Consider the following 21,075-nt stretch of genomic DNA (forward strand, 5'->3'; position numbering starts at 1 on the left):
AATTTCATCTGAGCTGACATTCTTTTGCACTATCATCGCCCTCTCGCTCCGGAGGGCCTTCGATGACTGATTTACTCACGTCCATTCAAGCCGCACTCGGCTTGCCGCGCACGCCAATTCCGTTCACTGGTCGTGGCGCCCTGCCCTCGGCGTTTGCCGTCACCGACGTTGCCTGCGCCAGCGTTGCCGCTGCCGCTCAGGCCGTCAGCGAATTGATCGAGCAACAAACCGCTCGCCTGCCCGCCGTTGAAGTCGACCGGCGTCTGGCCTCGTTCTGGTTCGCCACCTCGCTGCGTCCCATTGGCTGGCAAGTGCCGCCGTTGTGGGATCCCGTCGCCGGCGACTACGCGACCCGGGACGGCTGGATCCGCCTGCACACCAACGCCCCGCATCATCGCGCTGCCGCTGAACGCGTGCTGGGTGCCTGTGCCGATCGTGCTGCGATGGCGGCGAAAGTCGCGCAGTGGGCGAGTCAGGATCTGGAGCAAGCGGTGGTCGCCGCCAAGGGCTGCGCTGCCGAGATGCGCAGTTGGGCGCAGTGGCAACAACATCCACAAGGGCTGGCGGTAAATGCCGAGCCGCTCGTTCAGTTCATTGACCAGCCGGACGAGCAGCGCAAACCGTGGCAAGGCTCGCTGGCGCAGCCGCTGGCCGGGATCAAAGTGCTGGACTTGACGCGGGTACTCGCCGGGCCCACCGCCAGCCGTTTTCTTGCAGGGTTTGGCGCCGACGTGTTGCGCATCGATCCGCCGACCTGGAACGAACCGGGCGTGGTGCCGGAAGTCACCCTCGGCAAACGTTGCGCGCGACTGGATCTGCATGATCCAGCGGATCGCTTGGTGTTCGAAAACTTATTGAAGGACGCCGACATTCTGCTCCACGGCTACCGCGCCGATGCGCTGGAGCACCTTGGCTTCGGCGTCGAGCGCCGCCGGCAACTGGCGCCGGGGCTGATCGACGCCTGCCTCAACGCCTATGGCTGGAGCGGACCGTGGCAGAACCGCCGCGGTTTCGACAGTCTGGTGCAGATGAGCAGCGGCATCGCCGAGACCGGACAGCGCTGGAAGCAGGCCGACAAACCGACGCCTTTGCCGGTGCAGGCACTGGATCATGCGACCGGGTATTTGATGGCGGCGAGTGCGATCAGGTTGCTGAGCGAGCGGTTGCGCAGTGGTCGCGGGGGCTCGGCGAGGTTGTCGCTGGCGCGTACGGCGAAGTTGCTGATGGAGTACGGGCCGGGGACGAGTGACGCACTACGCGCCGAGGATGTGCAGGATCAAAGTTCGCAGGTGGAGCAGACACCGTGGGGGCCTGCGCATCGGTTGCAGGTGCCGGTGAAGATCAGCGGGACGCCGATGCACTGGAGTTTGCCGGCCACAGAACTGGGTTCGCATCCCCCGAAGTGGTGAGGTCTGTTGTGGCCTTATCGCTGGCAAGCCAGCTCCCACAGCGTTTAACGCAAACCCTGTGGGAGCTGGCTTGCCAGCGATGAGGCCTGCCCTGACAACACAAATAATGGATCCTTCAATCAACCTCACAACGACAACACCCCGCTGTACAAACCATACGCCGCCAGCCCGGCACCGATGATCACGCAGGTGAAAATGCCCTTCTCGACATGCGTGAATAACGGCTCACCCTGCTCATGCTTGGCCTTGGCAAACAGGATCACCCCCGGTGCATACAGCAACGCCGACAGCAGCAAATACTTGACCCCGCCGGCATACAACAACCACACCGCATAACACAGGGCGATACCACCGATCAGCAGATCCTTGGTGCGTTCAGCCGAGGCATGTTCGTAGGTTTCACCCCGCCCGCTCAACAACACGGCGTAAGCCGCCGACCACAGATACGGCACCAGAATCATCGACGAGGCCAAGTAAATCAGACTGGTGTAAGTGCCCTCCGAGAACAACGTGATCAGCAGGAAAATCTGGATCATCACGTTGGTCAGCCATAACGCATTGACCGGCACATGGTTCTTGTTTTCCTTCTTCAGGAACGCCGGCATGGTCTTGTCCTTGGCCGTGGCGAAGAGGATTTCCGCACACAACAGCGCCCACGACAGCAATGCGCCGAGCAGCGAGATCGCCAGACCGATGCTGATCGCCAGCGCTCCCCACGGCCCGACGATATGCTCCAGCACCGCCGCCAGCGAAGGGTTCTGCAATTGCGCCAGTTCTGGCTGGCTCATGATCCCCAGCGACAGCACATTGACCAGCACCAGCAACGCCAGCACGCCGATAAAACCGATCACCGTGGCGCGACCGACGTCACTGCGTTTCTGCGCCCGCGCCGAGTACACGCTCGCCCCCTCGATACCGATGAACACGAACACCGTCACCAGCATCATGTTGCGTACCTGATCCATCACCCCGCCGAAACTCGGGTTGCTACGGCCCCAGATATCACGGGTAAAAACGTCAGCCTTGAACGCCACGGCAGCGATGACGATGAACATGATCAGCGGGACGATTTTGGCCACGGTGGTCACCTGGTTGATGAACGCCGCCTCTTTGATCCCGCGCATCACCAGAAAATGCACGGCCCACAGCAGCACCGAGGCGCAGCCAATGGCAATGGGTGTGTTGCCTTGGCCGAACACAGGAAAGAAATAGCCGAGGGTGCTGAACAACAACACGAAATAGCCGACATTGCCCAGCCAGGCGCTGATCCAGTAACCCCACGCCGACGAGAACCCCATGTAGTCACCAAACCCGGCCTTGGCATAGGCGTATACCCCCGAGTCCAGTTCGGGTTTGCGATTGGCCAGGGTCTGAAACACGAAGGCGAGGGTCAACATGCCGATCGCGGTAATTCCCCAACCGATCAGAATCGCACCGGCATCGGCCCGTGCCGCCATGTTTTGCGGAAGGGAAAAAATCCCCCCGCCAATCATCGACCCCACCACCAGGGCGATCAACGCACCCAGTTGCAGCTTTTGCGTCGGTTGCGACATTCCAGTCTCCCTTTCCAACTTGTGCACGCATCACAAGATGTTGCTTTTAACTAAACGGATAAAGCGTAAGTACGTTTCTTGAATAACGCCAATTAACGCCATCCATATATAGCCAATGGCGCTAAAGGCTAATACGGATAGTCGCTTTTGTGCGCTGTTGCTGATTATTCGATTCTGTACTGAAAACAGAGATGGAAAATTTGCCAAAACCTGAAAAAGAACTAGCGTGATAATTCAAAAGTAATAGGAGCTATTCCCAGTCATATCTGAAAAACGCCTGTGGGACGGGCCTTTCAGGCAACAGCTTTATGCCACCAGGCGTTTTATAAGTCATTCATTAACAATGGAATGTGCCTATGAACTGATCTATGTCAGTTGTTTGAACAGTCAACAGAACTACGCTGTGAACTCTTCTTTCCTGCAATGGAGTCATGCAATGTCTGAAGCTCCTGGAAAACTACGACTAGGTGCACTGGTTGCATTGGTAGTCGGCTCAATGATCGGTGGCGGGATATTCTCTTTGCCACAAAACATGGCCGCCAGCGCTGATGTCGGCGCAGTGCTGATCGGTTGGGCCATCACCGCTGTCGGCATGCTCACCCTCGCTTTTGTCTTTCAAACCCTGGCCAATCGAAAGCCTGACCTGGACGGCGGCGTGTACGCCTACGCCAAGGCCGGGTTCGGCGATTACATGGGTTTCTCTTCGGCCTGGGGTTACTGGATCAGTGCCTGGCTGGGCAACGTCGGTTACTTCGTTCTGTTGTTCAGCACCCTCGGCTATTTCTTTCCGGTATTCGGCGAAGGCAACACGGTTGCCGCCGTCATCGGCGCTTCGGTGCTGCTGTGGGCCGTGCACTTTCTGGTGCTGCGCGGGATCAAGGAAGCGGCGTTCATCAACCTGGTGACCACGGTCGCCAAGGTCGTGCCACTGCTGCTGTTTGTCCTGATCGCGGTCTTCGCCTTCAAACTGGACATCTTCACCGCCGACATCTGGGGTGTGAAAAACCCTGATCTGGGCAGTGTGATGAACCAGGTGCGCAACATGATGCTGGTCACCGTGTGGGTGTTCATCGGTATCGAAGGCGCGAGCATCTTCTCGGCCCGGGCGGAAAAACGCTCCGACGTCGGTAAGGCCACCGTGATTGGTTTCATCACCGTGTTGCTGTTTCTGGTGCTGGTGAACGTGCTGTCGCTGGGCATCATGACTCAGCCAGAGCTGGCCAAACTGCAGAACCCGTCGATGGCCGCCGTGCTTGAGCACGTGGTCGGGCCATGGGGGGCGGCGCTGATCAGCGTCGGCTTGATCATCTCGTTGCTGGGGGCGCTGCTGTCTTGGGTGCTGCTGTGCGCGGAGATCATGTTCGCCGCCGCCAAAGACCACACCATGCCGGCGTTTCTGCGCAAGGAAAACGCCAACCACGTGCCGGTCAACGCCCTGTGGCTGACCAACGCGATGGTGCAGATTTTCCTGATCATCACCCTGTTCTCGGCCAGCACTTACCTGTCGCTGATCTACCTCGCCACTTCGATGATTCTGGTGCCCTACCTGTGGTCGGCGGCCTACGCCCTGCTGCTGGCGGTGCGCGGCGAAACCTACGAAGGCTTTGCAGCCGAGCGGCGCAAGGATCTGATCATCGGCGGTATCGCCCTGATCTACGCGGTCTGGCTGCTGTATGCCGGCGGGATTAAATACCTGCTGCTCTCGGCCCTGCTCTATGCCCCCGGCGCGATCCTGTTCGCCAAGGCCAAGCTGGAACTCAAACAAGCGGTTTTCACCAACGTCGAGAAGCTGATTTTCGCCGCGGTGGTCGTCGGTGCCCTGGTGGCAGCCTACGGTCTCTACGACGGCTTCCTGACTCTGTAATTGCCCAAAGTTTTATCTCTGGAGGATCACTGCAATGACCACGGAAAAAGTTAAGTACGGCGTACATTCCGAAGCCGGCAAACTGCGCAAAGTCATGGTCTGCTCCCCTGGTCTGGCCCATCAGCGGCTGACCCCGAACAACTGCGATGAACTGCTGTTCGACGATGTGCTGTGGGTCGCCCAGGCCAAGCGCGACCACTTCGACTTCGTCACCAAAATGCGTGAGCGCGGGATCGATGTGCTGGAAATGCACAACCTGCTCACCGACATCGTCGCCATCCCGGAAGCGCTGGACTGGATTCTCGAGCGCAAGGTCACCGCGGACTCGGTAGGCTTGGGCCTGATCAGCGAAGTGAAATCCTGGCTGAAAAGCCTGGAGCCGCGCCACATCGCCGAATTCCTGATCGGCGGTGTCTCCGCCGATGATCTGCCGGACAGCTTCGGTGGCAAGATCATTCAGATGTACCGCGACTTCCTCGGCCACTCCAGCTTCATCCTGCCGCCGCTGCCAAACACCCAGTTCACCCGCGACACCACGTGCTGGATCTACGGTGGCGTAACGCTGAACCCGATGTACTGGCCGGCGCGTCGTCAGGAAACCCTGCTGACCACCGCCATCTACAAATTCCACCCGCAGTTCACCAACGCCGATTTCGAGATCTGGTACGGCGACCCGGACAAGGATCATGGCAGCGCCACCCTTGAGGGCGGCGACGTGATGCCGATCGGCAACGGCGTGGTGTTGATCGGCATGGGCGAGCGCTCATCCCGTCAGGCCATCGGCCAACTGGCGCTGAACCTGTTCAAGAACAAGGCGGTGGAAAAGGTCATCGTCGCCGGACTGCCAAAGTCCCGCGCCGCAATGCACCTGGACACCGTGTTCAGCTTCTGCGACCGCGACCTGGTGACGATTTTCCCAGAGGTGGTGAATCAGATCGTCGCCTTCACCCTGCGCCCTGACGAAAGCAAACAAGGCGGCATCGACATCCGCCGCGAAGAAACCAACTTTCTCGACACCGTCGCCGCCGCCCTCAAACTGCCGAAGCTGCGCGTGGTGGAAACCGGCGGCAACAGCTTCGCCGCCGAACGCGAGCAATGGGACGACGGCAACAACGTGGTGGCTGTGGAACCGGGTGTGGTCATCGGCTACGACCGCAATACCTACACCAACACCCTGCTGCGCAAGGCAGGCGTGGAGGTCATCACCATCAGCGCCGGGGAACTGGGCCGTGGTCGCGGCGGCGGCCACTGCATGACCTGCCCGATCATCCGCGACCCGATCGATTACTAAACCTCTGAGCCCTGGCCGGCACTTATAAAGTGCGGCCAGGGGGATAACCGACACCGAAGGAGATCCATCATGGCTTTCAACATTCACAACCGTAACCTGCTCAGCCTGGAACACCACACCCCACGTGAGCTGCGGTACCTGCTCGATCTGTCGCGCGATCTGAAACGCGCCAAGTACACCGGCACCGAGCAACAACACCTGAAGGGCAACAACATCGCCCTGATCTTCGAAAAAACTTCGACCCGTACTCGTTGCGCCTTCGAAGTGGCAGCCTATGACCAAGGCGCCAACGTCACCTACATCGACCCGAACTCTTCGCAGATCGGCCACAAGGAAAGCATGAAAGACACAGCCCGTGTGCTGGGTCGCATGTACGACGCCATCGAATACCGTGGCTTCAAACAGGAAATCGTCGAAGAGCTGGCCAAGTTTGCTGGTGTGCCGGTGTTCAACGGCCTGACTGACGAATATCACCCGACACAAATGATCGCCGACGTGCTGACCATGCGTGAGCACGCCGACAAACCGATCCACGAGATCAGCTACGCCTACCTCGGCGACGCGCGCAACAACATGGGCAACTCGCTGCTGCTGGTCGGTGCGAAACTGGGCATGGACGTGCGCATCTGCGCGCCGAAAGCCCTGTGGCCACTCGACGACCTGGTTGATCGTTGCAAGAAATACGCGGAAGAAAGCGGCGCCCGCATCACCCTGACTGAGGATCCGAAAGCCGCAGTCAAAGGCGTGGACTTCATTCACACCGACGTCTGGGTATCGATGGGTGAGCCAGTTGAAGCCTGGGCCGAGCGTATCCAGCAACTGCTGCCGTATCAGGTCAACAGCGAGCTGATGAAAGCCACCGGCAACCCGCGCACCAAGTTCATGCACTGCCTGCCGGCGTTCCACAACAGCGATACCAAAATCGGCAAACAGATCGCCGAACAGTATCCGCACCTGTCCAACGGCATCGAAGTCACCGACGACGTGTTTGAGTCGCCTGCCTGCATCGCCTTCGAGCAAGCGGAAAACCGCATGCACACCATCAAGGCGATTCTGGTCTCGACCCTGGCTGATCTGTAACTGAAATAGCTCCCACTGAAGGAACCAAATCGATAGGTGGGAGCGAGCCTGCTCGCGAAAGCGGTGGGTCATTCAACAGAGATGTCGACTGATCTGACGCCTTCGCGAGCAGGCTCGCTCCCACAGGGGATCCCGGTTCCGACAGAGAGATCGAGTCGTTTGCCATTCCTCTGCTCTAGAAGGACATACACCATGCGTATCGTCGTAGCTCTGGGCGGTAACGCCCTGCTCCGCCGTGGTGAGCCGATGACCGCTGACAATCAGCGCGCCAACATCCGCATCGCCACCGAGCAAATCGCCAAGATCCATCCCGGCAATCAACTGGTCATCGCCCACGGCAATGGCCCGCAGGTCGGCCTGCTGTCACTGCAAGCCGCAGCCTACACCTCCGTCACCCCGTACCCGCTGGACGTGCTCGGTGCCGAAACCGAAGGCATGATCGGCTACATCATCGAACAGGAACTGGGCAACCTGCTCGATTTCGAGGTGCCCTTCGCCACCCTGCTCACTCAGGTCGAAGTCGACGCCAAAGATCCGGCCTTCCAGAACCCGAGCAAACCGATCGGCCCGGTGTACGACAAGGCCGAAGCGGAAAAACTCGCCGCCGAAAAAGGCTGGGCGATTGCCCCGGATGGCGACAAGTTCCGCCGTGTGGTCGCCAGCCCACGGCCAAAACGCATCTTCGAAATCCGCCCGATCAAGTGGCTGCTGGACAAGGGCAGCATCGTGATTTGCGCCGGTGGCGGCGGCATTCCGACCATGTACGACGAGAACCGCAACCTCAAGGGCATCGAGGCGGTGATCGACAAGGACTTGTGCTCGTCGCTGCTGGCCGAACAACTGGAAGCGGATTTGCTGGTGATCGCCACGGACGTCAACGCGGCGTTCATCGACTACGGCAAACCCACCCAGAAAGCTATCGCCGAAGCGCACCCGGATGAACTCGAACGCCTCGGTTTCGCCGCCGGCTCGATGGGACCAAAGGTTCAGGCAGCCTGCGAATTCGCGCGCCATACTGGCAAGGTCGCGGTGATCGGTTCGCTGGCGGACATCGAAGCGATCGTCCAGGGCACTGCCGGTACTCGCGTGACCACCGCGAAGCCCGGCATCACTTACCGATAATTAGAAACTCCGGGGGCAGACCGAGGGTCTGCCCTTCTCCCATGCCTTGAAAGGAGAAAACCATGGCCCAGTTTGAACCCGGTCATTTGCACATCGAGCGACATGCGTTGACCCCGGACGATGTCAGTTACAACGTGCACCTCGACTATGGAGTGTTTACCGATCCGCAAAAAGGCAAAGGCATCCAGTTCACGATGCATGGCAACCTTCAGGGCAAGGACATGAAAGAAACATTCTTCCTGCCCAAGGAAGAGGCCTACAACTTTGCCAACAACGTGACGAAAATCGCCGAGAAGTACGGCATTCCCAAGACTCACAGTCAGATCGGTTCGGTGCACAAGCATTACGACATGATGTTTGAAGACATCCGTAAGCAGCTGGATATGAAATCCGGCGACCCGGTCAATCTTGAGCACTTCGAATAACCCGCACCCGCTACATTCCCCCTGTGGGAGCGAGCCTGCTCGCGAACGCCCTCTGTCAGTCAACTTCTTCCTTTCTGACACACCGCATTCGCGAGCAGGCTCGCTCCCACAAGGGAACTATGTAGTTCTGAAAATCGCCGTAAATTTCACCATTGCCCCGCCCCAAGGCATACTTGCCCCCCTCCGCACTGCAGAACACTGAACCGCCCCATGCGTATCCACGTCAGCTTCATCGACCGCGTCGGCATCACCCAGGAAGTCCTGGCTATCCTCGGTGGGCGCAATCTCAATCTGGATGCGGTGGAGATGATCCCGCCGAACGTCTACATCGACGCGCCAACGCTCAGCCCGCAAGTGCTCGAAGAACTGAAAGATGCGCTGTTTCGCGTGCGCGGTGTGGAGGCGGTGACGGTGGTCGACATCCTTCCCGGTCAGCGCCGACACTTGCAGCTCGACGCCTTGCTCGCGGCGATGACCGACCCGGTGCTGGCCCTCGACAGCGCCGGCAAAGTGCTGTTGGCCAACCCGGCATTGATTGCGCTGTATGGCCGCGAACCGGCGGGCGAAAGTGTCGCGGAACTGTTCAACGATCCCGGCCTGCTGGCAACCCTGCTCGAACAAGGCTTCCGCCTGCCGCTGCGCGAGATCACCGTCAACGGCCAGACCCTGCTGCTCGATGCCACGCCGATTACCGACGCCGGCGCCCTGCTCACCCTGTATCAACCGAATCGCATCGGCGAACAACTCTCGGCGCTGCACCATGACCACGCCGAAGGTTTCGATGCGTTGCTCGGCGAATCCCCGGCGATTCGCACCCTCAAGGCCCGCGCCCAACGCGTTGCCGCACTCGATGCACCGCTGCTGATTCAGGGCGAAACCGGCACCGGTAAAGAACTGGTAGCCCGCGCCTGCCACGCTATCAGTACACGGCACAGTGCACCGTTTCTGGCTCTGAACTGCGCGGCCCTACCGGAGAACCTCGCCGAGAGCGAACTGTTCGGCTACGCACCTGGCGCCTTCACCGGTGCAGCACGCGGTGGCAAACCGGGGCTGATGGAACTGGCCAACCAGGGCACGGTGTTCCTCGACGAGATCGGCGAGATGTCGCCGTACTTGCAGGCCAAACTGCTGCGTTTTTTGAATGACGGCAGCTTCCGCCGCGTCGGTGGTGATCGTGAGGTGAAGGTCAACGTACGAATCCTCAGCGCAACCCACCGCGATCTGGAGAAAATGGTCAGCGAAGGCCTGTTCCGCGAAGACCTGTTCTATCGCCTCAACGTGCTCAACGTTGAAGTGCCGCCATTGCGCGAGCGCGGTCAGGACATTTTGTTGCTCGCGCGTTATTTCATGCAGCAGGCCTGTGCGCAGATTCAGCGCCCGGTCTGCCGCCTCGCGCCTGGCACCTATCCGGCGCTGCTCGGCAACCGCTGGCCGGGCAACGTGCGCCAATTGCAGAACGTGATCTTCCGCGCCGCCGCAATCTGCGAAAGCAGCCTCGTCGACATCGGTGACCTCGACATCGCCGGCACCTCCGTCGCTCGGCAGAGCGACAGCGACGTCGACAGCCTCGAACAAGCGGTCGAATCCTTCGAGAAAACGCTGCTGGAAAAACTCTACGTCAGCTACCCCTCGACCCGCCAACTGGCCAGCCGCCTGCAAACCTCGCACACGGCCATCGCCCATCGCCTACGCAAGTACGGCATCCCCAACAAACCCTGAGCCATCACTGTCCCTTTGTGGGAGCGAGCCTGCTCGCGAATGCGGTGTGTCAATTGACATTAATGTGCCTGATGCGCCGCTTTCGCGAGCAGGCTCACTCCCACAAGGTTATGTAACGGTTTCGAAATCCGTTCAAAAACGACCTCCATCTGTACTGAAAGCGCTACAGCGGAACGATATCGATACACCCCTCTCCAGCCACCGCATTGCAAGGCTTTGATCCGCTTCAGCTTTTTCTCTCGCCCCAAGCTGTAGCGTTTTCGCTACAGCAGCGCGATTTCATTCATCTCGAAAACAACACAAGCCATTGATTTATAAGGATTAATAAACGTTGGCCGCGATCTTGCTAAACAACCTCCATAAATAAGGGCTTCCCTGCCCAAGCCTTCCACCGCGTCCACCGGACGAGTCCGGCCCCTGAGGAGTTTCCATGAGCGAGTTGCGTTTTACTGAAGATCACGAATGGCTGCGCACCGAAGCTGACGGCAGCGTTACTGTCGGCATCACCGCTTTCGCGCAGAACGCCCTGGGCGACGTGGTGTTCGTGCAACTGCCTGAGCTGCAGGCTTACGAAAAAGGCGCTGAAGCCGCCACCGTGGAATCGGTGAAAGCCGCCAGCGGCGTATACATGCCCCTCGATGGCGATGTACTGGAAGTGAACCCGGCGTTGGAAAACGCCCCGGAACTGGTCAACGAAGATCCGCTGGGCGAAGGCTGGTTCTTCCGCTTCCAGCCAAGCGACGCCGCCGCTGTCGGCAAACTGCTGGATCAGGACGCCTACGACCGTCTGATCAAAGCCCAAGCCGAAGCCTGAGGAGACCTGTCATGACTCAAGTAAACCTTGGCACCGCCAACGAATTCATCGCCCGTCACATCGGCCCGCGCGCCGGTGACGAGCAAGCCATGCTCAACAGCCTCGGCTTCGATTCGCTCGAAGCCCTGAGCGCCAGCGTCATCCCGGAAAGCATCAAGGGCACCAGCGTGCTCGGCATGGACGACGGCCTGAGCGAAGCCGACGCCCTGGCGATGATCAAATCCATCGCCGGCAAAAACCAGCTGTTCAAGACCTACATCGGCCAGGGCTACTACAACTGCCACACGCCGTCGCCGATCCTGCGTAACCTGCTGGAAAACCCGGCCTGGTACACCGCTTACACCCCGTACCAACCTGAAATTTCCCAGGGCCGCCTCGAAGCGCTGCTGAACTTCCAGACGATGATCAGCGACCTCACCGGCCTGCCGATCGCCAACGCCTCCCTGCTCGACGAAGCCACCGCCGCTGCCGAAGCCATGACCTTTTGCAAACGCCTGAGCAAGAACAAGGGCAGCCACCAATTCTTCGCCTCGATCCACAGCCACCCGCAAACCCTCGACGTGCTGCGCACCCGTGCCGAGCCGCTGGGCATCGAAGTCGTTGTGGGCGACGAGCGTGAACTGAGCGACGTCACCCCGTTCTTCGGCGCCCTGCTGCAATACCCGGCGAGCAACGGTGATGTGTTCGACTACCGCGAACTGACCGAACGCTTCCACGCCGCCAACGCTCTGGTCGCCGTGGCTGCCGACCTGCTGGCCCTGACCCTGCTGACCGCCCCGGGCGAGTTCGGCGCAGACGTTGCCATCGGCAGCGCACAACGCTTCGGCGTACCGCTGGGCTTCGGTGGCCCGCACGCGGCTTACTTCTCCACCAAGGATGCGTTCAAGCGCGATATGCCGGGCCGTCTGGTCGGTGTTTCGGTTGACCGTTTCGGCAAACCGGCCCTGCGTCTGGCGATGCAGACCCGCGAGCAACACATCCGCCGCGAGAAGGCCACGTCGAACATCTGCACCGCGCAAGTGCTGCTGGCCAACATCGCCAGCATGTACGCCGTCTACCACGGCCCGAAAGGCCTGACCCAGATTGCCAACCGCGTGCATCACCTGACCGCGATTCTGGCCAAGGGCCTGACTGCGCTGGGTCTTACGGTCGAGCAGGCAAGCTTCTTCGACACCCTGACCCTGGCCACTGGCGCGCAAACCACCGCGCTGCACGACAAGGCTAACGCCCAGCAGATCAACCTGCGCGTCGTCGATGCTCAGCGTGTCGGTCTGTCGGTCGACGAAACCACCACCCAGGCGGATATCGAAACCCTGTGGGGCCTGTTCGCCGACGGCAAGACCCTGCCGGACTTCGCTGCACTGGCCGCTTCGGTACAGAGCACCATCCCGGCTGCACTGGTTCGTCAGTCGCCGATCCTCAGCCACCCGGTGTTCAACCGTTATCACTCGGAAACCGAGCTGATGCGCTACCTGCGCAAACTGGCAGACAAGGATCTGGCGCTGGATCGCACCATGATCCCGTTGGGTTCGTGCACCATGAAACTCAACGCCGCCAGCGAAATGATCCCGGTAACCTGGGCTGAATTCGGTGCCCTGCACCCGTTCGCCCCGGCCGCACAAAGCGCCGGGTATCAGCAACTGACCGATGAACTGGAAGCGATGCTCTGCGCCGCCACCGGTTACGACTCGATCTCGCTGCAACCGAACGCCGGTTCGCAAGGCGAATACGCTGGCCTGCTGGCGATCCGCGCCTATCACCAGAGCCGTGGCGATGACCGCCGCGACATCTGCCTGATCCCGTCGTCCGCCCACGGCACCAACCCGGCCACCGCCAACATGGCTGGCATGCGTGTGGTCGTGACCGCGTGCGACGCTCGCGGCAACGTCGACATCGAAGACCTGCGTGCCAAAGCCATCGAGCACCGCGAACACCTCGCCGCGCTGATGATCACCTACCCGTCGACCCACGGCGTGTTCGAAGAAGGTATCCGCGAAATCTGCGGGATCATTCATGACAACGGCGGCCAGGTGTACATCGATGGCGCCAACATGAACGCGATGGTCGGCCTCTGCGCCCCGGGCAAGTTCGGTGGCGACGTCTCGCACCTGAACCTGCACAAAACCTTCTGCATCCCACACGGCGGTGGCGGCCCGGGCGTCGGCCCGATTGGCGTCAAGTCGCACCTGACGCCGTTCCTGCCGGGGCACGGCACCATGGAGCGTAAAGAAGGCGCGGTCTGCGCGGCACCGTTCGGCAGCGCGAGCATTCTGCCGATCACCTGGATGTACATTCGCATGATGGGCGGCGCCGGCCTGAAGCGCGCTTCGCAACTGGCGATCCTCAATGCCAACTACATTTCCCGTCGCCTCGAAGAGCACTACCCAGTGCTGTACACCGGCAGCAACGGTCTGGTGGCGCACGAATGCATCCTCGATCTGCGTCCGTTGAAAGACAGCAGCGGCATCAGCGTTGATGACGTCGCCAAGCGCCTGATCGACTTCGGCTTCCACGCCCCGACCATGTCGTTCCCGGTCGCCGGCACGCTGATGATCGAGCCGACCGAAAGCGAATCCAAGGAAGAACTGGACCGCTTCTGCGACGCCATGATCCGCATCCGCGAAGAAATCCGCTCGGTGGAAAACGGCACGCTGGACAAGGACGACAACCCGCTGAAGAACGCGCCGCACACCGCGGCGGAACTGGTTGGCGAGTGGACTCACCCGTACAGCCGCGAGCAAGCCGTGTACCCGGTGGCCTCGTTGATCGAAGGCAAATACTGGCCACCGGTCGGTCGCGTCGACAACGTGTTCGGTGATCGCAACCTGGTCTGCGCCTGCCCGTCGATCGAAAGCTACGCTTAAACCAGTGCGGGATCAGTTTTGCTGATCCCGCACACACCGCAGATCCCGTGCAGGAGTGAGCCTGCTCGCGATAGCGGTGTATCAGTCGACATGATTGTTATCTGACACACCGCTATCGCGAGCAGGCTCACTCCTACAAGGGAATGCGGTCAGCCGCAAAATCCGCCAATTCCTATAACAAGAAACCGGAGAACCACTCATGTCGTTAAGCGTGTTCGACCTGTTCAAGATTGGCATCGGCCCCTCCAGTTCCCACACCGTCGGCCCGATGCGCGCAGCCGCGCGCTTCGCCGAAGGCTTGCGTCGTGAAAACCTGCTGACCACCACCGCCAGCGTTCGAGTCGAGTTGTACGGCTCGCTCGGGGCCACCGGCAAGGGGCACGGCAGCGACAAAGCCGTGCTGCTCGGCCTTGAAGGCGAACACCCGGACACCGTCGACACCGAAACCGTCGCCGCCCGTCTGCAAGACATTCGCGGCAGCGGTCGCTTGAATCTGCTCGGTGAACACAGCATCGCGTTCAACGAGAAAGAACATCTGGCGATGATCCGCAAGCCGCTGGCCTATCACCCCAACGGCATGATTTTCCGTGCGTTCGACGCGGCGGGCATTCAGATCCGCAGCCGCGAGTACTACTCGGTCGGCGGTGGTTTTGTTGTCGATGAGGACGCGGCCGGTGCCGACCGCATCGTCGAAGACGCCACCCCGCTGACCTTCCCGTTCAAAAGCGCCAAGGACTTGCTCGCGCATTGCAGCACTTACGGTCTGTCGATCAGCCAGGTGATGCTGACCAACGAAAGCGCCTGGCGCCCGGAAGCGGAAACCCGTGCCGGTCTGCTGAAGATCTGGCAAGTGATGCAGGACTGCGTGGCTGCTGGTTGTCGTAACGAAGGCATCTTGCCGGGCGGTTTGAAAGTCAAACGTCGCGCGGCAGCGCTGCATCGGCAACTGTGCAAGAACCCGGAGTCGGCGTTGCGTGATCCGCTGTCGGTGCTCGACTGGGTCAATCTCTACGCGCTGGCGGTCAACGAAGAAAACGCCAATGGTGGGCGCGTGGTCACCGCGCCAACCAATGGCGCGGCGGGGATCATTCCGGCCGTGCTGCATTACTACATGCGTTTTATCCCTGGATCGAACGATGACGGCGTTGTGCGTTTCCTGCTGACCGCGGCCGCCATCGGCATTCTTTACAAGGAAAACGCCTCGATTTCCGGTGCCGAAGTCGGTTGTCAGGGCGAGGTCGGCGTGGCTTGTTCGATGGCTGCCGGCGCCTTGTGCGAAGTACTCGGCGGCAGCGTTCAGCAAGTCGAGAACGCGGCGGAAATCGGCATGGAACACAACCTCGGCCTGACCTGCGACCCGATTGGCGGGCTGGTGCAAGTGCCGTGCATCGAGCGCAATGCCATGGGCTCGGTGAAAGCGATCAATGCGGTGCGTATGGCCATGCGCGGCGACGGGCAGCACTTCGTGTCCCTCGACAAGGTCATCCGTACCATGCGCCAGACCGGCGCCGACATGAAAAGCAAATACAAAGAGACCGCCCGCGGCGGTCTGGCGGTCAACATTATCGAATGCTAATTAGCCCCCTCTCCCTCCGGGAGAGGGTTGGTGTGAATCAAGGAGTTCCGCATGTCCACCGAACAACTGTCGAAAACCCCGCTGCACGCACTGCACATCGAACTCGGCGCCCGCATGGTGCCGTTCGCCGGCTACGACATGCCGGTGCAATACCCGCTCGGCGTGATGAAGGAACACCAGCACACCCGTGAGCAGGCCGGGCTGTTCGATGTTTCGCACATGGGCCAGATCCGCCTGACCGGCGCCAACGCCGCCAAAGCCCTGGAAACCCTGGTGCCGGTGGACATCATCGACCTGCCAGTGGGCATGCAGCGTTACGCGATGTTCACCAACGAGAGCGGTGGCATCCTCGATGACCTGATGGTGGCCAACCTCGGTAACGATGAGCTATTCCTCGTAGTGAACGCCGCGTGCAAGGATCAGGATCTGGCCCACCTGCAAAAACACATCGGCGATCAGTGCACCATTACGGCGCTATTCGAGGAGCGCGCGCTGCTCGCCTTGCAAGGTCCGGCCGCCGTCACCGCGCTCGCGCGTCTCGCTCCTGACGTGGCGAAGATGACCTTCATGCAGTTCAATCGCGTGAACCTGTTGGGCGTGGACTGCTTTGTCAGCCGTTCGGGCTACACCGGTGAAGACGGTTTCGAAATCTCGGTGCCGGCCGCCGATGCGGAAAAACTCGCCCGCGCCCTGCTCGCCGAACCGGAAGTCCAGGCCATCGGCCTCGGTGCCCGCGATTCTCTGCGCCTGGAAGCCGGCCTGTGCCTCTACGGTCACGACATGAACACCGAGAGCACGCCGATCGAAGCCAGCCTGTTATGGGCAATTTCCAAGCCGCGCCGTGCTGATGGTCCGCGGGCCGGCGGTTTCCCGGGGGCTGAGACTGTTTTCGCCCAGCAGCAAAACGGTGTCGCACGCAAACGCGTCGGCCTGCTTCCGCAGGAACGGACGCCAGTGCGTGAAGGCGCAGAAATCGTCAACGAAGCCGGCGAGATCATCGGCAGCGTGTGCAGCGGTGGTTTCGGCCCGACACTGGGCGGCCCACTGGCAATGGGTTACCTCGACAGCGCTTATGTCGCTCTCGACACACCAGTCTGGGCCATCGTTCGTGGGAAAAAGGTGCAGATGCTTGTAAGCAAAATGCCATTTGTTCCGCAACGCTACTATCGCGGTTGATTGACTGTTTCTATAAGTAACGCGATTGCGTTATGCGTGCACTAATGTGTAACGCAATCGCCACAAAAAAGTGCATTTTCTAACATCTGATTCGAATATGAACTTTGCTTATAACGATCGAAAACAATGGAACACGCTAATCGTCTAAGCCCGCACTAGCGAACTGACTAAGTGCCAGCAAGAGCAGCAAAACCGGGGCCTTCGCGGGGCTTGTTTTTTCTCCCGTAGTTGGCGTAGAGTTTGTCCACTGTGTTTGCATGGGTCAGCTTGGAATCGTGACCTGGGCAGTAGCCTACAAGTAAGCTACATCCCGCTCGACGTCTTCTTACTCTCCTGCAACCAGCCCCAGTACTCTTTCATGAGAAAGAGACTGTCATCAATTTATGCGTCAAAGGAAATAAGAAATGTCCCAACGTCAGAGCGGTACCGTCAAGTGGTTTAACGACGAGAAAGGTTTTGGTTTTATCACTCCAGAAAGCGGTCCGGATCTGTTCGTGCATTTCCGCGCTATTCAGGGCAACGGCTTCAAGAGCCTGAAAGAAGGCCAGAAAGTGACTTTCGTTGCTGTGCAAGGCCAGAAAGGCATGCAGGCTGACGAAGTACAAGCAGAAGCCTGATACTTCTGTAACGAAAAAGCCCCTGATATTGATATCAGGGGCTTTTTTGTGTGCGCGAATCCGTAAAATGGCGCTTCATTTTGCGTCCAGAGGCCGCCATGTCGAAACACCTGCTCACGCCCCAGGGCGACTTTCCTCCCGTTGGCCTCGGCCGTCGTCTGGCAGCGATGTTCTATGACTTTCTGTTGTGCACCGCCCTGCTGATCGTAACCGGCTTCATTTATAAACTCATTCAGGCGGCGATCATCGGCGAAGAACGTCTGCGCGTGATGACCGATGCCGGGCAATTGGACGGCGATCCGCTGTATTCCACCGTATTACTGCTGGTGCTGTTTGCCTTCTTCGCCAAATTCTGGACCCATGGCGGTCAGACGCTGGGCATGCAGGTGTGGGGCATTCGCGTGCAGAACGCCAACGGCACGGCGATCAGCCTGTGGCAGGCGCTGTTGCGGTTTATGGTGTCGATTGCTTCATGGCTGTGCGTCGGCCTGGGATTCTTCTGGTCGCTCTATGACAAGCAGAAGCGCACGTGGCATGACATCTATTCCGATACTCGCGTCGTTCGCGTTCCGAAGAAGAGCAAGTAATTTCCAGACGCCGAATACCAATGTAGGAGTGAGCCTGCTCGCGATAGCGGTATGTCAGTCAACATATTCGTTGTTTGACACAGCGCTATCGCGAGCAGGCTCACTCCTACAGGTTTGTTTGTTGCCTGAAAGACCTCAGGCGTTACCGGCCAGCTTCATCCGTGCAGCCTGAGTGAAATCCAGCATCCGCTTCAACGGCCGAATCGCCTGCGGAATCAACGCCGGATCAACAAAGATCTCGTTCGTCCCTTCCTTCAAGCTCTTGAGCACGCGCTCAAGAGTGTTCATGGCCATCCACGGGCAATGCGCGCAACTGCGGCACGCTGCGCCGTTACCGGCAGTTGGCGCCTCGATGAAGACCTTGTCCGGGCATAGCTGCTGCATCTTGTAGAAAATGCCGCGATCAGTGGCGACGATCAGAGTCTTGTTCGGCAAGGACTGCGCAGCGGCGATCAATTGGCTGGTGGAACCAACAGCATCCGCCAGTTCGATTACCGATGTCGGCGACTCCGGGTGCACTAGAATCGCTGCATCCGGGTACAACGCCTTCATATCCTCGAGCTGCTTGGATTTGAACTCTTCGTGGACGATACAGGCACCGTCCCAGAGCAGCATGTCGGCGCCGGTCTTGCGCTGAATGTAGGTGCCCAGGTGCTTGTCCGGCCCCCAGATGATGGTTTCGCCGTTGTCCATCAGGCTTTCGACGATCTCCAGTGCGCAACTTGACGTCACCACCCAGTCGGCCCGGGCTTTCACGGCGGCAGACGTGTTGGCGTAAACCACCACCGTGCGTTCCGGATGCTGATCGCAGAACGCTGAGAACTCGTCTACCGGACAACCCAGATCCAGCGAGCACGTCGCTTCCAGGGTCGGCATCAGCACACGTTTTTCCGGATTGAGAATCTTCGCGGTCTCACCCATGAACTTCACGCCGGCGACTACCACGGTCTTGGCCGGATGAGCGTTGCCAAAGCGGGCCATTTCCAGGGAGTCGGAGACACAGCCGCCGGTTTCTTCGGCCAAAGCCTGAATCACCGGATCGCAATAAAAGTGGGCCACCAGCACCGCGTCCTGAGCCTTGAGCTCGGCGGCGATGGCAGAACGGTAATAAGCCTCTTCCTCGGCGGTCAGCGGTTTGGGCTGTTTCGCGTCGAGATGAGCTTGAACCAGAAGGCGTTCGGAAATCTGCGTCATGTTCGCAAGACCTGCAGGCGCTTTCGCGCGAAAGTCGAGTATACACCCGGCTCCGGACCACTTGAGGGTACCGCCGGGAGAGTGAGTTTTATCAGGCACGGACAGCGTTGAAGCTGCGCAAGGCTACAGAATATCCCGTGGATACAAAAGATGATTCTGACCTGCGTCAGCGCTGCCCGCACTGAAACAACGCATGCCCGAATTGCAGACAAAAAAAAACCCGGAAATCCTCACTTTCGTGGGCCTTCCGGATTTTCTAAACCGCCAAATATGGTGGGTCGTGTGGGATTCGAACCTACGACCAATTGGTTAAAAGCCAACTGCTCTACCAACTGAGCTAACGACCCGCTGTGTGGTGGCGCGTATAATACTGATTTTTAAGGACTATTCAACACCTTTTTGAAAATAATCAAAAATAAGGTGTTGGATCGCTCACGCCGGCCGCCGCAAAGCCTTCCGCACGCAGGCGGCAGCTGTCGCATTTACCGCATGCACGGCCATTATCATCGGCCTGATAGCAGGAAACGGTGAGGCCATAATCGACGCCGAGCTTCACGCCAGCCTGGACGATCTGCGCCTTGCTCAGGTTCTGCAGTGGCGCCTGAATGCGGAAGCCATTGCCTTCAACCCCAGCCTTGGTAGCCAGATTGGCCATGCGCTCAAAGGACTCGATAAACTCGGGACGGCAATCCGGATAACCGGAATAATCCACCGCATTCACACCAATAAAGATGTCACGGGCACCGAGCACTTCAGCCCAGCCCAGTGCCAGCGACAGGAAAACGGTATTGCGCGCCGGCACGTAAGTCACCGGGATGCCCTCGCCCAGCTCTTCAGGAATCTCGATGCTGGTGTCCGTCAGGGCCGAACCGCCCATGCCGTTCAGATTCAGACCGATCACCTTGTGCTCGATCACACCGAGGTCGCGGGCAACACGTGCAGCAGCATGCAATTCGGCGTGCGAACGCTGACCGTAATCGAAGCTCATGGTGTAGCAGCTATAGCCTTCGGCGCGAGCCATGGCTACGACCGTCGCCGAGTCCAGGCCGCCAGACAGCAAAATGACTGCGCGTTTGTCGGTAGTGTTCAGTTGCTCAGTCATGTCAGCGCCCCGGCTCGTCGTTCCAAAGATATTTATGCAGTTGCAATTGCAGGCGTACCGGCAGGTTATCCGCTACGACCCAATCTGCCAGATCCCGCGCATTCAAGTCGTGGTGACTTGGCGAGAACAGGACTTCACCGGCACGTTGGTCGAGTCCGTACTGAATCAACTTGGAAACGGCCCAGTCGTAGTCTTCCCGCGAGCAGATGACAAACTTCACCTGATCGTTGGGGGTCAGCAGTTCGATATTCTCGTATCGGTTGCGATGCGCTTCTTTCGAGCCCGGTGTTTTCAGGTCGACGACACGACTGACGCGTGGATCAACAGCGCAAATGTCGAGAGCACCGCTGGTTTCCAGCGAGACCTCGTAACCGGCATCACACAACTGCTTGAGTAAAGGAATGGCATTAGGCTGTGCCAGAGGCTCACCGCCGGTGACGCATACATAGCGCGGACGGAATCCGGCTACTTGCTCGAGGATATCGTCGAGGGTGCGGACGGTGCCGCCACTGAACGCATAGGCACTGTCGCAGTATTGGCAACGCAAAGGGCAACCGGTCAGACGCACAAAAACAGTGGGCAGCCCGGCAGTCCGCGTTTCCCCCTGCAAAGAGTAGAAAACTTCGGTGATTCTCAATGTGTCTTGCATAGTCGCCACGGGCGTAACAGCTAAACAGGCTGT

At 59.5% G+C, this 21,075-nt stretch carries 17 protein-coding genes and 1 tRNA gene; 13 read left to right on the plus strand and 5 right to left on the minus strand.

All coding sequences use genetic code 11. The features are described from left to right. Positions 1-62 precede the first annotated feature (62 nt). Positions 63-1,409 (plus strand): CoA transferase, encoded by a 1,347-nt coding sequence (locus PSH79_RS21170; protein WP_305439413.1) that lies wholly within the window; start codon positions 63-65, stop codon positions 1,407-1,409. 125 nt (positions 1,410-1,534) lie between these two features. On the opposite strand, the gene arcD (PSH79_RS21175) is transcribed toward PSH79_RS21170, so the two are convergent. Next, entirely contained in the window at positions 1,535-2,962 is a 1,428-nt protein-coding gene (gene arcD, locus PSH79_RS21175) for an arginine-ornithine antiporter (protein ID WP_305439415.1), read from the minus strand. 436 nt (positions 2,963-3,398) lie between these two features. Between arcD (PSH79_RS21175) and arcD (PSH79_RS21180) the strand changes: the two genes are divergently transcribed. The 12 genes from arcD (PSH79_RS21180) to PSH79_RS21240 all read left to right on the plus strand — a co-directional run bounded on the left by arcD (PSH79_RS21180) (position 3,399) and on the right by PSH79_RS21240 (position 18,097). Beyond that, complete coding sequence (arcD, locus tag PSH79_RS21180; protein ID WP_305439417.1) at positions 3,399-4,826, plus strand: arginine-ornithine antiporter; 1,428 nt, start codon at positions 3,399-3,401, stop codon at positions 4,824-4,826. Positions 4,827-4,860: 34 nt separating this feature from the next. Then, positions 4,861-6,117, plus strand: coding sequence for an arginine deiminase (arcA, locus tag PSH79_RS21185; RefSeq protein ID WP_305439419.1), 1,257 nt, complete (start codon positions 4,861-4,863; stop codon positions 6,115-6,117). Between the two features lie 69 nt (positions 6,118-6,186). Continuing rightward, positions 6,187-7,197: an ornithine carbamoyltransferase gene (locus PSH79_RS21190; RefSeq protein ID WP_305439420.1), complete on the plus strand. Its 1,011-nt coding sequence runs from the start codon at positions 6,187-6,189 to the stop codon at positions 7,195-7,197. A 192-nt stretch (positions 7,198-7,389) separates the two neighbouring features. Further along, the gene (arcC, locus tag PSH79_RS21200) at positions 7,390-8,319 is read left to right on the plus strand and encodes a carbamate kinase (protein ID WP_305439421.1); all 930 of its coding nucleotides are present in this window, start codon (positions 7,390-7,392) and stop codon (positions 8,317-8,319) included. Positions 8,320-8,381: 62 nt separating this feature from the next. Next, positions 8,382-8,744: a DUF5064 family protein gene (locus tag PSH79_RS21205; RefSeq protein ID WP_305439423.1), complete on the plus strand. Its 363-nt coding sequence runs from the start codon at positions 8,382-8,384 to the stop codon at positions 8,742-8,744. 210 nt (positions 8,745-8,954) lie between these two features. Next, positions 8,955-10,463, plus strand: coding sequence for a sigma-54-dependent transcriptional regulator (locus PSH79_RS21210; protein WP_305439424.1), 1,509 nt, complete (start codon positions 8,955-8,957; stop codon positions 10,461-10,463). Positions 10,464-10,893: 430 nt separating this feature from the next. Next, positions 10,894-11,277, plus strand: a complete 384-nt coding sequence (gene gcvH / locus PSH79_RS21215; RefSeq protein ID WP_016773514.1) for a glycine cleavage system protein GcvH — start codon at positions 10,894-10,896, stop codon at positions 11,275-11,277. 11 nt (positions 11,278-11,288) lie between these two features. Next, positions 11,289-14,141, plus strand: coding sequence for an aminomethyl-transferring glycine dehydrogenase (gene gcvP, locus PSH79_RS21220; protein ID WP_305439425.1), 2,853 nt, complete (start codon positions 11,289-11,291; stop codon positions 14,139-14,141). Between the two features lie 199 nt (positions 14,142-14,340). Further along, entirely contained in the window at positions 14,341-15,717 is a 1,377-nt protein-coding gene (locus PSH79_RS21225) for an L-serine ammonia-lyase (RefSeq protein ID WP_305439426.1), read from the plus strand. A gap of 51 nt (positions 15,718-15,768) precedes the next feature. Beyond that, positions 15,769-16,893, plus strand: a complete 1,125-nt coding sequence (gcvT, locus tag PSH79_RS21230; protein WP_305439427.1) for a glycine cleavage system aminomethyltransferase GcvT — start codon at positions 15,769-15,771, stop codon at positions 16,891-16,893. A gap of 404 nt (positions 16,894-17,297) precedes the next feature. After that, positions 17,298-17,510, plus strand: a complete 213-nt coding sequence (locus PSH79_RS21235; RefSeq protein WP_003175786.1) for a cold-shock protein — start codon at positions 17,298-17,300, stop codon at positions 17,508-17,510. A gap of 98 nt (positions 17,511-17,608) precedes the next feature. Then, on the plus strand, positions 17,609-18,097 hold the full coding sequence (locus PSH79_RS21240) for an RDD family protein (protein WP_305439428.1): 489 nt from the start codon (positions 17,609-17,611) through the stop codon (positions 18,095-18,097). 135 nt (positions 18,098-18,232) lie between these two features. On the opposite strand, the gene nadA is transcribed toward PSH79_RS21240, so the two are convergent. The 4 genes from nadA to queE form a co-directional block, all read right to left on the minus strand. Then, positions 18,233-19,291 carry a quinolinate synthase NadA gene (nadA, locus tag PSH79_RS21245; protein ID WP_305439429.1) on the minus strand — a complete coding sequence of 353 codons (1,059 nt, stop codon included), beginning with the start codon at positions 19,289-19,291 and terminating at the stop codon, positions 18,233-18,235. Positions 19,292-19,562: 271 nt separating this feature from the next. Next, positions 19,563-19,638: transfer RNA gene (locus PSH79_RS21250), tRNA-Lys, on the minus strand. A 62-nt stretch (positions 19,639-19,700) separates the two neighbouring features. Further along, on the minus strand, positions 19,701-20,393 hold the full coding sequence (gene queC, locus PSH79_RS21255; protein WP_305439430.1) for a 7-cyano-7-deazaguanine synthase QueC: 693 nt from the start codon (positions 20,391-20,393) through the stop codon (positions 19,701-19,703). A gap of 1 nt (position 20,394) precedes the next feature. Beyond that, complete coding sequence (queE, locus tag PSH79_RS21260) at positions 20,395-21,042, minus strand: 7-carboxy-7-deazaguanine synthase QueE (RefSeq protein ID WP_305439431.1); 648 nt, start codon at positions 21,040-21,042, stop codon at positions 20,395-20,397. Positions 21,043-21,075 lie beyond the last annotated feature (33 nt).

Source organism: Pseudomonas sp. FP2196, assembly GCF_030687715.1.
GTDB lineage: Bacteria > Pseudomonadota > Gammaproteobacteria > Pseudomonadales > Pseudomonadaceae > Aquipseudomonas.

Coding starts and splice junctions, on each gene's coding strand:
- PSH79_RS21170 (WP_305439413.1), top strand. CDS start 63: ATGACTGATTTACTCACGTCCATTCAAGCCGCACTCGGCTTGCCGCGC.
- arcD (WP_305439415.1), bottom strand. CDS start 2,962: ATGTCGCAACCGACGCAAAAGCTGCAACTGGGTGCGTTGATCGCCCTG.
- arcD (WP_305439417.1), top strand. CDS start 3,399: ATGTCTGAAGCTCCTGGAAAACTACGACTAGGTGCACTGGTTGCATTG.
- arcA (WP_305439419.1), top strand. CDS start 4,861: ATGACCACGGAAAAAGTTAAGTACGGCGTACATTCCGAAGCCGGCAAA.
- PSH79_RS21190 (WP_305439420.1), top strand. CDS start 6,187: ATGGCTTTCAACATTCACAACCGTAACCTGCTCAGCCTGGAACACCAC.
- arcC (WP_305439421.1), top strand. CDS start 7,390: ATGCGTATCGTCGTAGCTCTGGGCGGTAACGCCCTGCTCCGCCGTGGT.
- PSH79_RS21205 (WP_305439423.1), top strand. CDS start 8,382: ATGGCCCAGTTTGAACCCGGTCATTTGCACATCGAGCGACATGCGTTG.
- PSH79_RS21210 (WP_305439424.1), top strand. CDS start 8,955: ATGCGTATCCACGTCAGCTTCATCGACCGCGTCGGCATCACCCAGGAA.
- gcvH (WP_016773514.1), top strand. CDS start 10,894: ATGAGCGAGTTGCGTTTTACTGAAGATCACGAATGGCTGCGCACCGAA.
- gcvP (WP_305439425.1), top strand. CDS start 11,289: ATGACTCAAGTAAACCTTGGCACCGCCAACGAATTCATCGCCCGTCAC.
- PSH79_RS21225 (WP_305439426.1), top strand. CDS start 14,341: ATGTCGTTAAGCGTGTTCGACCTGTTCAAGATTGGCATCGGCCCCTCC.
- gcvT (WP_305439427.1), top strand. CDS start 15,769: ATGTCCACCGAACAACTGTCGAAAACCCCGCTGCACGCACTGCACATC.
- PSH79_RS21235 (WP_003175786.1), top strand. CDS start 17,298: ATGTCCCAACGTCAGAGCGGTACCGTCAAGTGGTTTAACGACGAGAAA.
- PSH79_RS21240 (WP_305439428.1), top strand. CDS start 17,609: ATGTCGAAACACCTGCTCACGCCCCAGGGCGACTTTCCTCCCGTTGGC.
- nadA (WP_305439429.1), bottom strand. CDS start 19,291: ATGACGCAGATTTCCGAACGCCTTCTGGTTCAAGCTCATCTCGACGCG.
- queC (WP_305439430.1), bottom strand. CDS start 20,393: ATGACTGAGCAACTGAACACTACCGACAAACGCGCAGTCATTTTGCTG.
- queE (WP_305439431.1), bottom strand. CDS start 21,042: ATGCAAGACACATTGAGAATCACCGAAGTTTTCTACTCTTTGCAGGGG.